This window comes from Krasilnikoviella flava (assembly GCF_900167525.1).
GTDB lineage: Bacteria > Actinomycetota > Actinomycetes > Actinomycetales > Cellulomonadaceae > Isoptericola > Isoptericola flavus.
On the sequence record NZ_FUZQ01000003.1, the window covers coordinates 384,525 to 398,529 of the forward strand.

Sequence of the window (14,005 nt, forward strand, 5' to 3'; positions counted from 1 at the left end):
CCTCAGTCCTCGCCGTCGCCAGAGCGCCCGTGCACGATGCCGGACGCGAACCCGACGCCGGCCGGCGCGCCGACGCCGAGCGTGACGAGCTGCGGCTCGGCCGGCGCGCTCCCGCAGCAGGAGCCACCGGCGTCGCCGTCGGCCTCCAGGGCGAGATCGCTGGAGCAGACCCCGGTGGCCGGCAGGTCCAGCTCGACGGCGTCCGCCGCCGCCCGGTCCCCGGCCAGCGCCGCGGCGACGGAGCGCACCTGCTCGTAGCCGGTGGCCAGGAGGAACGTCGGGGCACGGCCGTAGGACTTCATGCCCACGAGGTAGAACCCGTCGTCCGGGTGCGACAGCACGGCCTCGCCGTGCGGCGGCACGGTGCCGCAGGAGTGCTGGTTGGGGTCGATGAGCGGCGCCAGCGCGCTCGGGGCCTCGACGACGGGGTCGAGGTCGAGCCGCACCTCGCGCAGCATCCCCAGGTCGGGCCGGAAGCCCGTGGCGTTGACGATCGCGTGCACGTCCAGGGCGAGCGGCTCGTCCTTGGCGGTGCCGAGCACCTGCACGGAGCCGTCGCCCGGGACGAGCTGCTCGATCGAGACCCGGGTGAGCAGGCGCAGACGGCCCGCGTCGACGGCGCCCTTGAGCCGGGTGCCCAGCAGGCCGCGGGCGGGCAGCTCGTCGTCCGTGCCGCCGCCGAACAGCCGGCGGGCCGAGCCGCCGCGGATCGCCCAGGTGATCGTCGTGCCCGGGGTGGCCTCCGCGAGCTCGACCAGGCTCAGCAGCGTGTTCGCGGCCGAGTGCCCCATCCCCACGACCAGGGTGTGCCGCCCGGCGAACCGGTCGCGGTCGGCGCCGAGGACGTCGGGCAGCGGTCCGGTGACGAAGGTCGCCGCGCCCTCCTCCCCCGCGGCCGGGAGGCCGCTGACACCGAGGGGGTTCGACGTCGAGAACGTCCCCGAGGCGTCGACCACCGCCCGCGCCAGGACGTCGGTCACGCGGCCGGCGGCGTCGACGGTCCGCACGCGGTAGCCGCGGCGGTCGCGACCGAGGGACCGCGTCTTGTCCGCGCCGTCGCGCGCCACGGCGAGCACCCGGGTGCCCGTGCGCAGCCGGGAGGAGATCGCCCCGGTCGCGGCCAGCGGGGCGAGGTAGCCCTCGACGAGCTCGCGGCCGGTCGGCAGGGCGTCCGGGTCGGGCGACGTCCAGCCGGTGGGCTCGAGCAGCCGCCGCGCCGCGGCGTCGACGTCGTACCGCCACGGCGAGAAGAGGCGCACGTGCCCCCACGACGCCATGGCCGCGCCGGCGCCCTCGCCGGCCTCGAGCACCAGGGGCTCCAGCCCGCGCTCCAGCAGGTGCGCCGCCGCCGCCAGCCCCACCGGGCCGGCACCGATCACGACCACCGGCAGCTCATCGCGTGCGATCTCGCTCATCACCACTCCTGACTCGTCTTGACCTCACCGTCGTATCGACGGCCATCGATGCGACGATCGTGGACCACCTATCGACGGTTGTCAATATGTGCGAGGATGGCGGACATGACGACGATCGACCTCCCCCTCGTGGACCGACCGGAGACGGGGGCCGTGGCCGGCTGCTGCGCCCCGGCGGCGGGCGACGTCGTCGACCCCGCAGCCGCCCGCGACCTGGCGCGGCAGTTCAAGGCCCTCGCCGACCCGACGCGGGTGCAGCTCCTGTCGATCGTGACCGCGCACGAGGGTCACGAGGCGTGCGTGTGCGACCTCACCGAGCCGGTCGGGCTGTCGCAGCCCACGGTCAGCCACCACCTCAAGATCCTCGTCGAGGCGGGCCTGCTCGAGCGCGAGCAGCGGGGGCGCTGGGCGTACTACCGCGCGGCGCCGGGCGCGGTCGCCGGCCTGGTCGACTCGGTGTCGACGCTCATGCCGTCGCCGGCGACGGCCTCCGCGTGAGGAACAGGACCGGGATCAGCAGCAGCGACAGGACCCCGCCGCCCAGAGCCAGGGTCGCGTAGCTCGTCCCCGCCATCACGACCCCCGACATCGCGCCCCCGCCCGCGCCGGCGAGGGCGATGAGCACGTCCACCGTGCCCTGGGTGCGGGCGCGGGTGGCCGGCGTCGTCGCGTCGACGATGAGCGCCGTCCCCGCGATGAGGCCGAAGTTCCAGCCCAGCCCCAGCAGCGCGAGCGACAGCACCAGCAGGCCCGTCGAGTCGCCCGGCGCGACCGCCCCCGTGACCCCCGCGAGCAGGAGGGTCACGCCGGCGGCCACCGCCATCGGGATCCGCCCCACCTTGTCGACCAGCACGCCGGTCACCAGCGACGGCAGGAACATCGCCGCCACGTGGATGCTGATGACGAGACCGACGTCGCCCAGGTCGTGGCCGTGACCCCGCATGTGCACCGGCGTCATCGTCATGATCGCGACCATCGCGATCTGCGTCAGCACCATCACCGTGGCGCCGACGACGACGCCAGGCGACACTGCACGCCGCGCCGAGGCGTCGGCGTCCACCGCGTCGCCTCGCGCCTCCGCCGCGGCGTCGTCCGCGCGCGCCAGCTCCTTCGCGACGAGGAACGGGTCGGGCCGCAGGAAGGCGAACAGCGTGGCCCCGGCAGCGAGGAACGCGACCGCGGCGAGCAGGAACGGGCCTGCGAGCGCCGGGAGCCCCAACGACGTCGCGAGGCCGCCGAGCGGCTCGACGAGGTTGGGGCCGGCCACCGCGCCCAGGGTGGTCGACACCATCGCGACGCTGACCGCCGTCCCACGACGGTCCGGGGCCGCGAGGTCGGTCCCCGCGTACCGGGCCTGCAGGTTGGTGGACGTGCCCGCGCCGTAGACGAACAGCGACACCAGCAGCAGCGGGACGACGTCGAGGGCCGCGGCCGCGACCACCCCCACCGCGCCGAGACCGCCGGCGGCGAAGCCCAGCCCCAGGCCGACGCGGCGGCCGGCGCGCTGCGTGACCCGGCCGACGAGGAACGCCGCGAGCGCCGAGCCCAGCGTGAACAGCATGGTGGGCACGCCGGCCAGCCGGTCGGTGCCGAGCATCTCCTGCGCGAGCAGCGCACCCACCGTGACGCCCGCCGCGAGGCCGGCGCCGCCCAGCACCTGGCTCGCGACGACGACGGTCAGCGTGCGGCGCTGCAGGGACGTCACCGCCTCGGGCGTCAGTGCCTCGGGTCTCGGCTGCTCGGGGGTCGGCGGCTCGGGGTTCACGGTCGCGAACCTACCCGGTGAGGGACCGGACCACCCCGGGCGGGCGGGCCCGGTCGGGCCAGGCGACGCCGAGCCGGCGCGTGGTGCGCGGCTCCAGCGGCACGTAGACCGGGTCGGCGGCGTCGGGCCGCTCGGGCCGGGGCAGCACGGCGACGCCCATGCCCGCGGCGACGAGGCCGCGGATGGTGTCGACCTCGCTGGACTCGAACGCGACCTCGACCTCGACGCCGTGCTCGGTGAGCATGCCCTCGACGACGCCGCGCAGCTCGGTGGTGCGCGAGAAGGCGACGAACCGCTCCCCCGCCAGGTCGGCGACGCCGACGCCCGCGCGCCCGGCCAGCCGGTGCCCGGGCGGGACGGCGACGCACAGCACCTGTTCGTGCAGCAGGCGCCAGCCCGTCGTGCGGGCGGGCGGAGGGGGCGTGACGAGCGCGAGGTCCAGCACGTCGTCGTCGAGCCAGCCGAACAGGTCCTGCGCGAACCCCTGGCGCAGCTCGAACCGGCGGCCCGGATCGTCGCGGCGCAGCTCGGTCACGACGCGCGGCACCAGCCAGCGGGCCACGGACTGCAGGAAGCCGAGGCGCACCGTCCGGGCGCCGAGCGCCTCCTGGCGCACGTGCCGCCGCGCCACCTCGATCTCGTCGAGCACCCGGGCGGCGTCGCCCCGGAAGCTCACGCCCGCGCGGTTGAGCGCGATGCGGCGCCCGTGCCGGCGGAACAGCTCGACGCCGAGCCCCGCCTCCAGCCGGGCGAGCGTGCGGGAGACCGTCGACTGGTCCACCCGCAGCAGCGCGGCCGTGTCGCGGGTGCTCTCCGTCTCGCACAGCGACAGGAACACCCGCAGCGTCTGCTCGTCCATGGCCCTCCCTCTCGTCGTCAGATGCGATCCTCGCATCACTGGGAGCGGCTGGATCATTTGGCGCATCGACCTGCCGGGGGCACCGTGGACCGGTGATCACCGCCCCGCCCGCGCCGACCGCCGCGCGCGACACCGCCCCGTTCGAGGGCCACCGCCCCGGGTCGCGGGCGTACCGGCGCACGCTGCTCGGCCTGGCGGCGGGCGGGCTCGCGAACTTCTCCCTCCTCTACTACGTGCAGCCGCTGCTGCCGCAGGTCGCCGCGCACTACGACGTCTCGGCGGGCGCGTCGGCGCAGGTGCTGTCGGTGACGACGGCGGCGATGGCGGTCGCGCTGCTCGCCGTCGGGCCGTTGGCAGACCGGTTCGGGCGGGTCGAGGTGATGCGCTGGTCGCTGCTCGCCTCCGGCCTGCTGGGGCTCGCGAGCGCCTTCGCCCCCACGTGGGGCAGCCTGCTGGTGCTGCGCGGCCTGGCGGGCGTCGCGCTGGCCGGCCTGCCCGCCGTCGCGCTCGCGTACCTGCGCGAGGAGATGCACCCGGGTGCGCACGCCCGCGCCAACGCGGCCTACATCGCGGGCACGGCGGTGGGCGGCGCCGTCGGGCGGCTCGTGCCCGGCCCCCTCGCCGCGGTCGGCGGGTGGCCGCTCGCCACGGAGGTGCTCGGCGTCACCACCCTCCTCGCCGCCGTGGCCCTGTGGGTGCTCGTGCCGCGCTCGGCCCGGTTCACTCCCCGGCCGCTGCGGCTCGGCAGCGTGCTGACCGGCACGGCGTCGGCGTTCCGCGACCCGGTCGTGGCGCTGCTGTGCGCCGTCGGCTTCGCGAGCATGGGCACCTTCGTCGGCGTGTACAACGCCGTCGCGTTCCGGCTCGAGGCGCCGCCGTTCTCTCTCGGGCACGCGGTGACGCTCGTGTACCTGGCCTACCCGATCGGCATCGTCACCCCGTCCGTCGCGCAGCTGGTGGCCCGACGGCGCGGGCGCGGCGCCGCCGTCGTCGCGGGCCTCGTGCTGCTCGCCGTCGGCGTCGCGGTGACCGCACCGCCCTCCGTCGTGACCGTCGTCGCCGGGCTCGGGATCCTCACCGTCGGCTTCTTCTGCGCGCACTCCTTGGTCAGCGGCTGGGCCGTCGACCGCGCGCACCGGCTGGGCCGCGGCACCGCGCAGGCGTCCAGCGCGTACCTGTTCGCGTACTACGTGGGCAGCGCCGTCATGGGCGCCGTCGCGACGCACGTCTGGGAGGACGCCGGCTGGGCCGGGGTGCTCACCGTGTCGCTCGCGACCACCGTCGTCGCCGTCGTCGCGGCCGCCGTCGCCGCGCGCCTCGACCGGCGGCCTACGGTGTGACGATGCCCCACGCGATCGCCGACGACGGCGCCGAGATCGCCTACCAGGTGCGGGGCGCCGGACCGGCGCTGGTGCTGCTCGCCGGGCAGGCGAACTCGCACCGCTGGTGGGACCCGGTGCGCGACCGGCTCGGCGCGGGGCGCCGCACGATCACCCTCGACTGGCGTGGCACGGGCACGTCCGGCCCGACCGACCGTGAGCTCACCACCCGGCGCCTCGCGGGCGACGTCGCCGCCGTCCTCGACGACCTGCGCCTCGAGTGCTCCGACGTGTACGGCACGTCGATGGGCGGCCGGGTGGCGCAGTGGTTCGCCGTCGACCACCCGCGGCGGCTGGGGAGGCTCGTCCTCGGGTGCACGACGCCCGGCGGCGCGCACGCCGTCGAGCGGTCGACGGAGGTGCGACGTGCGATGGTGCAGCCCGACCGCGGCGCGGCCCGGCGCTCCCTGCTCGATCTCATGTACACGCCGGCCTGGCTGGCCGCCCACCCGGGCCCGACGACGGTCGAGGGCGACCCGTCGATGACGCCGCAGGCCCGGCGCGACCACCTGCGTGCCAGCGACGGCCACGACGCGTGGGATCACCTGCCGCAGGTGCTGGCGCCCACGCTCGTGCTGCACGGCGCGGACGACGTGCTCGCCCCCGCGGTAAACGCGGGGCTGCTCGGGCGGCGGGTCCCCGGCGCGCGAGTCGAGGTGCTGCCCGGCCTGCGGCACGCCTACTTCCACGAGGGCGAGGAGGTCGCGACGCCGCTGGTGCGCGAGTTCCTCGGGTGACCCCTCCGGTGAACCCCTGAGCCGGCCCTGGGCCCCGGGTCCTCCCCGGGTCGTACGCGCGGGCCGCGAGGTTCCGCTCGGAGGCCGACGCCGGTGCCACCTGCGCGTTCGTAGCGTCGAGGACATGACGCAGCACGAGAACCACCACGACCAGCACCGCACCGCTCCCGCCGACCTGTCCACCGTCACCACCTCCGCCACGCGCCGGTACCGCGGCGTCGGCGCCCTCGCGCTCGTCGCCGCCGTCGCGGTCTCCACGTCGGCCTGCGGTGCCATCACGGAGGCGATGAAGGACCGCAGCTCCGGCCACACCAAGGCGTTCTCCTACGACAGCGGTGCGGACGGCAAGGCCGACGAGGGGCTGCCCTCGTGGGTGCCGGACGGCGCCTCCGACGTCCGAGGCGTCTTCCGCACCACGGGCGACGAGATGATCCTCACGATGGACGCCGACGTGACGTCCCTGCCGGCCGGCTGCACGTCCGTGGACGCCGACCACCCGCTCGTCGCGGCGCCCACGCGCGGCACCCTGAGCGCCGACGACTACCGCACCGACTCCACGCTCGAGGCGAGCTGGTGGACCACCGGCCAGGAGCAGGACGCCTCGCTGCAGTGCGGCGGCTGGTGGGTGGGCACCAGGAACGGCGCTCTGTTCGCGTTCACCCCGGAGCTCAAGGCCGTGAAGATCGAGGACCAGCCCGACCCCGCCTGACGGAACTTCACCCGGCCCGGCGCCGCCCGTACGGGCGTGGCGGACGGATCCTGGAAGGGTCCGGCACCCTGCGTGGCGGCTCCCCGACGTCCGGGGCCGGCGGTCACGAAGGAGTGGATCAGCGATGGTGACGACTCGGCGCGGGTTCTCCAGCTTCTCGGTGGACGACCTCGACGCGGCACGCAGCTTCTACGCGGACACCCTCGGGCTCCGCGTCACGACCCTCGACGAGGGCATGGGCCTGGTGGTCCACCTCGGCGACGGCGCCCCGGTGTTCGTGTACCCCAAGGAGGACCACACGCCCGCGGCGTTCACCGTCTTCCACCTGGCGGTGGACGACGTCGACCCGGTGGTGGAGGACCTCGTCGCGAAGGGCGTGTCCCTGGAGCGCTACGAGGGCTTCGACCAGGACGAGAACGGTGTCGCCCGCGGCTTCATGGAGGGCGGTGACGGCGCCTGGTTCACCGACCCGGCGGGCAACGTCATCGGCCTCATGGACGGCGAAGGGGTGCGGCAGCTCCTCGACGAGGTCGGCGGCTGAGCCGCCACCTGCCGCACCTCCCCGCCGCCGTCGTCACTCGACGGTGACGGACTTGGCCAGGTTGCGCGGGCGGTCGACGTCCTCGCCGAGGGCGACGGCCGCGTGGTAGCCGAGCAGCTGGGTGGGGATGGTCAGCAGGATCGGGTCCAGCTCCACCTCGTTGCGCGGCACCTCGATGCGCCGCGTGGCGGCGTCACCGAGCTCGACGCCCGGGTGCGTGATCGCGACGACGGCGCCGCCGCGGGCACGGATCTCCTGCGCGGCGGTGATGTTGCGCTCCAGCAGGTCGTCGGCGGGCATGATCGCGACCGTCGGCAGCTCGGGGCTGATGAGGGCGAGCGGGCCGTGCTTGAGCTCGCTGGTGGGGTACGCCTCCGCGTGGCGGTAGGTGATCTCCTTGAACTTCTGCGCGCCCTCGCGCGCCACCGGGTAGCCCCGCACGCGGCCGATGAAGAACAGGCTCGGCGCCTCGGCGAGCACCTTGGCGGCGCCGGCGAGCTCCTCCTCGCCGCCCAGGATCTGCGCGATCTGCGCGGGGACCGCCCGCAGGCCGGCGATGATGCGCTTCCCGTCGGCGAACGACAGATCGCGCACGCGGCCCAGCGCGAGCGCCAGCAGCGCGAACCCGACGCCCATGTGCGTGAGGGCTTTGGTCGACGCGACCGCCACCTCGGGGCCGGCGTGCAGGTAGATGCCGCCGTCCACCTCGCGGGCGATGGAAGACCCGACGGCGTTGACGAGGCCGACGACGGTGCCGCCCTTGCGCTGCACCTCGCGGACGGCGAAGAGGGTGTCCGCGGTCTCGCCGGACTGGCTGACCACCACGTAGAGGGTGCTGGGCTCGATGATCGGGTTGCGGTAGCGGAACTCGCTCGCGGGCTCGGCGTCCGCGGGGATACGCGCCAGGTCCTCGATCATCGACGCGCCGAGCTGGCCCACGTAGTACGCGGAGCCGCAGCCGAGGATCTTCACGCGCGTGAAGCGGCGCAGCTGGCGCGGGTCCAGGTTGAGGCCGTCCAGCTTGGCGGTGCCGAACCGGTCGTCGAGGCGGCCGGACAGCATGCGCTCCACGGACTCGGGCTGCTCGTGGATCTCCTTGTGCATGAAGTGGGCGTGGCCGCCCAGCTCCAGCTCCTCGACGGTGAGGTCGATGGTGACGGCGGAGCGCGCGGTGTGCTCCTCGTCGGCGGTGAAGGTGCGGAAGCCGTCGGCCGTCACGGAGGCGAAGTCGCCGTCGTCGAGCAGCACGACCTGGCTGGTGTGGCGCACGATCGCCGCGGCGTCCGACGCCACGAACATCTCGCCGTCGCCGACGCCGAGCAGCAGCGGCGAGCCGTTGCGGGCCACGACCACGCGGTCGGGGTTCTGGACGTCGGCCACCGCGAGGGCGTAGGTGCCGTCGATCGACGTGACGGCGGCGCGCACGGCGTCCTCGAAGCCCAGACCGGCGGCCAGCTCACGCGCCACCAGGTGCGCGACGACCTCGGTGTCCGTGTCCGACGTGAGCTCCACGCCGTCGGCGGCGAGGCGCGAGCGCAGCACGTGGAAGTTGTCGATGATGCCGTTGTGCACCACGTGCACGCGGCCGTCGTACGACGTGTGCGGGTGGGCGTTGCGCTCGCTCGGCTCGCCGTGCGTCGCCCAGCGCGTGTGCCCGATGCCGACCGTGCCGGCCAGCCGCGCCGGCAGCGCGGCCTCGAGGTCGCGCACGCGACCCTTGGCCCGCACGACGCGCGACGGGTGCGCGCTCGAGCGCGGGTTGAGCACGGCGATGCCCGCCGAGTCGTAGCCGCGGTACTCCAGGCGCGTGAGGCCCTCGACGAGGACGGGAGCGGCCTGCTGGGGGCCGACGTAGCCGACGATTCCGCACATGGGGGTGGTGCTCCTTGCCGTAGACGGTTCAGCCGTAGATGGTGCGACGGACCTGGCGCTCGCTGAGCTGCGGCGCGGCGACGAGGCGCTCGCGGAGCTCGGCGGCGATGAGCGCGTAGATCTCCTCGTTGCGGTGCCCGTAGGTGCGCAGCGACGCGTGCCGGCGCCGGACGTAGTCCTCCACCGGTTCGCGGTACCAGGCGAGGACGTCCTCGACGACGCGTGCCGCCTCGGCCGGGGACAGCCCCGTGGAGGTGGCGATGCGGGCGACGAGGTCGGCGTCGGTCACCGGGACATCATGCACCCGCCGAACACGACCTGCCAGAATTTGCCCGCATCCGGGCAAGGACGCCCTACGCCTCGCGGACGGCGTCCCCGTAGGCGTCAGCGAACCGGCCCAGCAGCTCGAGGAAGGTCTCGACGTCGTCACCGAGCACGGCCAGGCCGTCGGAGTACGCGCCGAGCGCCTGGCCGGTCGCCGTCTCGAACAGGGCCAACCCTTCCGCGGTCGGCTCGACGAGCCGGGCGGACCGGCCCGGCTCGGTGAACCGGCGCAGGAGCCCGGCCGCGAGCGCGCCGTTGACCTGGCGGTTCACGGTGGACTGCTCGAGGCGCAGGGAGTCGGCGATCTCCCGCAGCGTGCGCGGGCGGCCGTCGGACAGGAGCCACAGCAGGCGGCCGTCGGCGACCCCGATGACGCTGCGGTGCTCGGCCAGGCGCCGATGGACGTCGAGGCGCGCCAGGAGCGCCGCGATGCGGCGGTCGGGGGCCAGGCCGGGCCCGGTTCCGAACGGTGCGGACCGGGTGGGCGACGTCGCGGACGACGGTGTCTCGCTCGGCATCGGGTGCCCTCCGAAGATTGACGCGGGTCGATATGCAGGTAGCATACACACGGTCATATGTAACTTACACATCCTGAGGTGTGCCGTGAGCTCTTCCCCGTCCCCCGCCCCCGACGCGCCACCGCGCACCGACCGGCGCGCGATCGCCGTCGTCGTGGTGGTCTGCTTCAGCAGCCTCTGCGCCGCGCTGATGCAGTCGCTCGTCATCCCGATCCAGAGCGAGCTGCCCGAGCTCCTGTCCACCTCCGCCAGCAACGCCTCCTGGGTCGTCACCGCCACCCTGCTCGGCGGCGGCGTCGCCATGCCGGTCACGGGCCGCCTCGCCGACCTCTACGGGAAGAAGCCGGTGCTCGTCGTCTCGGCCGCCGTGCTGGTGGTCGGCTCCCTGGTCTGCGCGGTGTCCGACTCCGTGGGCCCCGTCCTCGTGGGCCGCGTGCTGCAGGGCGTGGCGATGGGCTACATCCCGGTCGCCATCAGCATGGTCCGCGAGATCGCGCCGCCGCACCTGCGCAACACGGCCGTGGCCGGCGTCAGCGCCACCCTCGGCGTCGGCGGCGCGCTCGGCCTGCCGCTGGCGGCATGGATCGCGCAGGACTTCGACTGGCACATGCTGTTCTGGGTCTCCGTCGTCCTCGCCGTCGCGATGACGGCGCTCACCGCCACCGTCGTGCCCCACGTGCGCGACGCGCACCCCGGCCGGCTCGACGTCGTCGGCGCCCTCGGCCTGGCGATCGGTCTCGTCGGCGTGCTCGTGGGCGTCTCCAAGGGCAACGACTGGGGCTGGGGATCCGCGAGCACCCTCGGCATGATCGTGGGCGGTGTCGTCGTGCTGCTCCTGTGGGGCAGGTTCGAGCTGTGCCACGACGACCCGCTGGTCGACCTGCGCACCAGCGCGCGCAAGCCCGTGCTGCTGACCAACCTCGCCGCCGTCCTCATCGGCTTCGGCATGATGGCGCAGTCGATCGTGGTGCCGCAGCTCCTCCAGATGCCGACGGTCACGGGCTACGGGCTGGGCCAGACCATCCTCCAGGCCGGCCTGTGGATGGCCCCTGCCGGCCTGATGATGATGCTGTTCACGCCGGTCTCGTCCCGCCTCCTGACCCGGCTCGGCGGGCGCAGCACGATGGCGATCGGCGCGGGCGTCCTGGCGCTCGGCTACGTCGTCGCCGTCTTCCTCATGGACGCGCCCTGGCAGCTCATGCTCGCCTCCTGCGTGGCGTCCGCCGGTGTCGGGATCGGCTACGCAGCGATGCCGACGCTCATCCTCACCAACGTGCCCGCCGCCGAGTCGGCCGCGAGCGTGGGGCTCAACAGCCTGATGCGCTCCATCGGCACCACCGTCGCGGGCGCGGTCATGGCCATCGTGCTCACCAGCCGGACCACCGTGCTGGCCCCGGGCACACCCGCCGTCCCCACCGGCGGCGCGTTCCAGCTCTGCTTCGTCATCGGCGCCCTCGCGGCGGCCGTCGGCGCGGCGATCGTGCTGTTCATCCCGCGGCCGCGTGGCACGCAGGACGCCGCCCGGCACCTGCAGGCCGTCCCGGACGCCGAGGGAGAGCCGGTCCCGGTCGGCTGATCCGCTACAGCCCGGCCACCACGACGACCGTCACGAGGACCGCCACGAGGACCGCCACGGCGAAGATGCCCGCCGCCGCCACGACGTGCACCGTCGGGCGGCGGCGCAGCACCGCGACGAACTCGCGCAGGTAGGCGCTGGGGAAGAAGTAGCGCGCCGTCGGGGCGCCCACCGCGTGCACGTCGAGGCCCAGGTCCATCGCCTCGAGCGCGGCGCGGGGGGCGTGGTAGTCGTTCGTCGCGACGAGGTACGGGCCGTCGACGCCGTGCTCGCGCAGCACGGCGACGCCGAGCGTGAGGTTCTCCCGGGTGGTGCGCGCCCGGTCCTCCACGAGCACCCGCTCGGGCGGCACGCCGTGGTCGGTCAGCCACTCCCCCATCGCGACGCCCTCGGGGCGGTCCTCGTCCGCACCCTGCCCGCCCGAGGGAACGATCGGCACGGGCGCCCCGCCGGCGGCCGCGAGCCGGTCGGCGGCCGCGACCCCGGCCGCGAGGCGACCCGCGAGCAGCGGCGGCACCCGGCCGCCGACCACCTTGGAGCCGAGCACGACGACGCCGTGCGCGGGCGCCCGCGCCACGTACCGCCGGTAGAGCAGCGTCTGAGCCACGAAGCCCAGGAAGACGAGCCCGAGCCACGCCGTGCCCATCAAGACCGCCACGGACAGCCCCGCCGTCCACGGGGAGCGCACCACGACGGGCGCGGCGACGACGACCGGCGCGGCGAACATCGCCAGCCCCACGAGCAGCGAGAGCAGGTTGCCGAGGCTGCGCCGCTCGCGGCGCACCATCGTGAGCCCGTTGACGACCAGGAACGCCGGCAGGACGAGGAGCCCCAGCCCGAGCAGCGCGAACAGGGCGAGGCCGACCCACCCCAGCACGGTGTCGCCCTCGGGCAGGAGGGTCACGAGCTGGCCCACCACCCCGACGCCCGTGTACACGACGGCGATCAGCAGGAAGCCGTTGCGCAGCCGGCGCCGGTCTGCGCGCAGCGACACCCCGAGCCAGACCGCCCAGAAGGCGCACACCACCACCGACCAGACGACGGAGCCGACGGTGGCGGTGACGTCGGCGCTCACGGCGCGACCCGCGCGTCGTGCGCGACCATGCGGGGCCTCCAGGGGCTCGCGGGGACAGGGCTCCGGCGAGGATATGCGGACGACCGGCGAAATTCCTGGCCGGGTGGCCGCGGGCGCTGCTTGGATGCCCGCATGACCTCACGCATCTCGCACACGACGTTCGACGCCCGCGACGCCTATGCCCAGTCCGTGTTCTGGGCCGATGTGCTCGGCTACACGGACGTGCCCGGCGACCCGAACCTGCCCGGCCACGAGGAGTGCATGATCGTGCCGCCGGCCGACCACGACGCGCCCGCCGAGAGCCACGGGCGCGTGCTGTTCATCGAGGTGCCCGAGCCCAAGACGGTCAAGAACCGCGGGCACCTCGACCTGCGGCCCACGGACCGGACTCAGGCGGAAGAGGTCGCGCGGGTGCTCGCGCTCGGCGCGACGCAGGTCGCGGACCGCCGCCGGCCCGACGGCAAGGGCGGGTGGGTGGTGCTCGCCGACCCCGAGGGCAACGAGTTCTGCATCCTGCGCAGCGACGCCGAGCTGGCCGCCGCCGGGGAGGCCTGAGCCTCAGTCCTCCGCGATGTCGCGCACGACGCGCGCGGGGTTGCCCACCGCGACCACGTTCGCCGGGACGTCGCGCGTGACCACGGAGCCGGCGCCGATCACGGAGTTGTCGCCGATGGTGACGCCCGGGCAGACGATGACGCCGCCGCCGAGCCACACGTTGTCGCCCAGGGTGATCGGCTTCGCCGCCTCGAGCTTGTCCCGGCGCGGGGTGGGCTCGACCGGGTGCGTCGGGGTGAGGAGCTGCACGTTCGGGCCGATCTGGCAGTCCGCCCCGATGACGATCGGGGCCACGTCGAGCGCGGTGAGGTGGTAGTTGACGAACGTGCGCGGCCCGACGTGGAGGTTCTCGCCGTAGTCCACGAACAGCGGCGGGCGGATCACGGCGCCCTCCCCCAGCGTGCCCAGGAGGTCGGCGAGGAGCGGGCGGGCGCCGGCCGGGTCGCGCGGCGCGGTCCGGGCGTACTCGTCCTGCAGGCGCGCCGCGCGCAGCGCGCGCCGCTCGATCTCCGGGTCGTCCGCGACGTACAGGTCGCCGGCGAGCATGCGCTCGTGGTTGCTGCGGGGGTCGCCGGCGAAGTAGTCGCGTGTCATGCGCCGGAGCGTACCCGGCCGATGTGTACGCTCGTACGCTCCGCTGCGGCGTCCCCTCCGGTGAGGGGGTGCGCACCGCGCGCGCC

15 protein-coding genes are annotated in these 14,005 nt (G+C 74.7%); 7 read left to right on the forward strand and 8 right to left on the reverse strand.

Features of this window, described 5'->3' with window-relative positions; translation table 11 throughout:
* Positions 1 to 2: 2 nt before the first annotated feature.
* Positions 3 to 1,415, reverse strand: a complete 1,413-nt coding sequence (locus tag B5Y66_RS09735; protein WP_079574434.1) for an FAD-dependent oxidoreductase — start codon at positions 1,413 to 1,415, stop codon at positions 3 to 5.
* 105 nt (positions 1,416 to 1,520) lie between these two features.
* On the opposite strand from B5Y66_RS09735, the gene B5Y66_RS09740 reads away from it, so the two are divergent.
* Positions 1,521 to 1,913 (forward strand): ArsR/SmtB family transcription factor, encoded by a 393-nt coding sequence (locus tag B5Y66_RS09740; protein WP_079573925.1) that lies wholly within the window; start codon positions 1,521 to 1,523, stop codon positions 1,911 to 1,913.
* Here the strand turns inward: B5Y66_RS09740 and B5Y66_RS09745 are convergent.
* Entirely contained in the window at positions 1,882 to 3,180 is a 1,299-nt protein-coding gene (locus B5Y66_RS09745) for an MFS transporter (protein ID WP_245807029.1), read from the reverse strand. The two genes, B5Y66_RS09740 and B5Y66_RS09745, sit on opposite strands and share 32 nt — an antisense overlap.
* 10 nt (positions 3,181 to 3,190) lie before the next feature.
* Positions 3,191 to 4,039: a LysR substrate-binding domain-containing protein gene (locus tag B5Y66_RS09750; protein ID WP_079573927.1), complete on the reverse strand. Its 849-nt coding sequence runs from the start codon at positions 4,037 to 4,039 to the stop codon at positions 3,191 to 3,193.
* 92 nt (positions 4,040 to 4,131) lie between these two features.
* On the opposite strand from B5Y66_RS09750, the gene B5Y66_RS09755 reads away from it, so the two are divergent.
* From B5Y66_RS09755 to B5Y66_RS09770, 4 genes are all read left to right on the forward strand, one after another.
* Positions 4,132 to 5,379: an MFS transporter gene (locus B5Y66_RS09755; RefSeq protein WP_245807030.1), complete on the forward strand. Its 1,248-nt coding sequence runs from the start codon at positions 4,132 to 4,134 to the stop codon at positions 5,377 to 5,379.
* Between the two features lie 2 nt (positions 5,380 to 5,381).
* A complete protein-coding gene (locus tag B5Y66_RS09760) occupies positions 5,382 to 6,155 on the forward strand; it encodes an alpha/beta fold hydrolase (RefSeq protein WP_079574442.1) in 774 nt (257 codons plus the stop codon).
* A gap of 124 nt (positions 6,156 to 6,279) precedes the next feature.
* A complete protein-coding gene (locus B5Y66_RS09765) occupies positions 6,280 to 6,864 on the forward strand; it encodes a hypothetical protein (RefSeq protein ID WP_079573929.1) in 585 nt (194 codons plus the stop codon).
* Positions 6,865 to 6,988: 124 nt separating this feature from the next.
* Positions 6,989 to 7,405, forward strand: coding sequence for a VOC family protein (locus B5Y66_RS09770; protein ID WP_079573931.1), 417 nt, complete (start codon positions 6,989 to 6,991; stop codon positions 7,403 to 7,405).
* A 33-nt stretch (positions 7,406 to 7,438) separates the two neighbouring features.
* Here the strand turns inward: B5Y66_RS09770 and glmS are convergent, their stop codons facing one another.
* From glmS to B5Y66_RS09785, 3 genes are all read right to left on the reverse strand, one after another.
* A complete protein-coding gene (gene glmS, locus B5Y66_RS09775) occupies positions 7,439 to 9,277 on the reverse strand; it encodes a glutamine--fructose-6-phosphate transaminase (isomerizing) (protein WP_079573933.1) in 1,839 nt (612 codons plus the stop codon).
* A gap of 28 nt (positions 9,278 to 9,305) precedes the next feature.
* Entirely contained in the window at positions 9,306 to 9,566 is a 261-nt protein-coding gene (locus tag B5Y66_RS09780; protein ID WP_079573935.1) for an HU family DNA-binding protein, read from the reverse strand.
* 64 nt (positions 9,567 to 9,630) lie between these two features.
* A complete protein-coding gene (locus tag B5Y66_RS09785) occupies positions 9,631 to 10,119 on the reverse strand; it encodes a MarR family winged helix-turn-helix transcriptional regulator (RefSeq protein WP_139820824.1) in 489 nt (162 codons plus the stop codon).
* An 85-nt stretch (positions 10,120 to 10,204) separates the two neighbouring features.
* On the opposite strand from B5Y66_RS09785, the gene B5Y66_RS09790 reads away from it, so the two are divergent.
* Entirely contained in the window at positions 10,205 to 11,695 is a 1,491-nt protein-coding gene (locus tag B5Y66_RS09790) for an MFS transporter (protein ID WP_245807031.1), read from the forward strand.
* A gap of 4 nt (positions 11,696 to 11,699) precedes the next feature.
* On the opposite strand, the gene B5Y66_RS09795 is transcribed toward B5Y66_RS09790, so the two are convergent.
* A complete protein-coding gene (locus tag B5Y66_RS09795; RefSeq protein WP_079573937.1) occupies positions 11,700 to 12,770 on the reverse strand; it encodes a YdcF family protein in 1,071 nt (356 codons plus the stop codon).
* 132 nt (positions 12,771 to 12,902) lie between these two features.
* Between B5Y66_RS09795 and B5Y66_RS09800 the strand changes: the two genes are divergently transcribed.
* Positions 12,903 to 13,325, forward strand: coding sequence for a VOC family protein (locus B5Y66_RS09800; RefSeq protein WP_079573939.1), 423 nt, complete (start codon positions 12,903 to 12,905; stop codon positions 13,323 to 13,325).
* Between the two features lie 3 nt (positions 13,326 to 13,328).
* Here the strand turns inward: B5Y66_RS09800 and B5Y66_RS09805 are convergent, their stop codons facing one another.
* Complete coding sequence (locus B5Y66_RS09805; protein WP_079573941.1) at positions 13,329 to 13,919, reverse strand: sugar O-acetyltransferase; 591 nt, start codon at positions 13,917 to 13,919, stop codon at positions 13,329 to 13,331.
* Positions 13,920 to 14,005 lie beyond the last annotated feature (86 nt).

What these genes read in the sequence shown, in the direction of transcription:
- B5Y66_RS09785 (WP_139820824.1), bottom strand. Translation starts at nt 10,119, where the DNA reads ATGCCGAGCGAGACACCGTCGTCCGCGACGTCGCCCACCCGGTCCGCA.
- B5Y66_RS09735 (WP_079574434.1), bottom strand. Translation starts at nt 1,415, where the DNA reads ATGAGCGAGATCGCACGCGATGAGCTGCCGGTGGTCGTGATCGGTGCC.
- B5Y66_RS09800 (WP_079573939.1), top strand. Translation starts at nt 12,903, where the DNA reads ATGACCTCACGCATCTCGCACACGACGTTCGACGCCCGCGACGCCTAT.
- B5Y66_RS09760 (WP_079574442.1), top strand. Translation starts at nt 5,382, where the DNA reads ATGCCCCACGCGATCGCCGACGACGGCGCCGAGATCGCCTACCAGGTG.
- glmS (WP_079573933.1), bottom strand. Translation starts at nt 9,277, where the DNA reads ATGTGCGGAATCGTCGGCTACGTCGGCCCCCAGCAGGCCGCTCCCGTC.
- B5Y66_RS09765 (WP_079573929.1), top strand. Translation starts at nt 6,280, where the DNA reads ATGACGCAGCACGAGAACCACCACGACCAGCACCGCACCGCTCCCGCC.
- B5Y66_RS09750 (WP_079573927.1), bottom strand. Translation starts at nt 4,039, where the DNA reads ATGGACGAGCAGACGCTGCGGGTGTTCCTGTCGCTGTGCGAGACGGAG.
- B5Y66_RS09770 (WP_079573931.1), top strand. Translation starts at nt 6,989, where the DNA reads ATGGTGACGACTCGGCGCGGGTTCTCCAGCTTCTCGGTGGACGACCTC.
- B5Y66_RS09805 (WP_079573941.1), bottom strand. Translation starts at nt 13,919, where the DNA reads ATGACACGCGACTACTTCGCCGGCGACCCCCGCAGCAACCACGAGCGC.
- B5Y66_RS09740 (WP_079573925.1), top strand. Translation starts at nt 1,521, where the DNA reads ATGACGACGATCGACCTCCCCCTCGTGGACCGACCGGAGACGGGGGCC.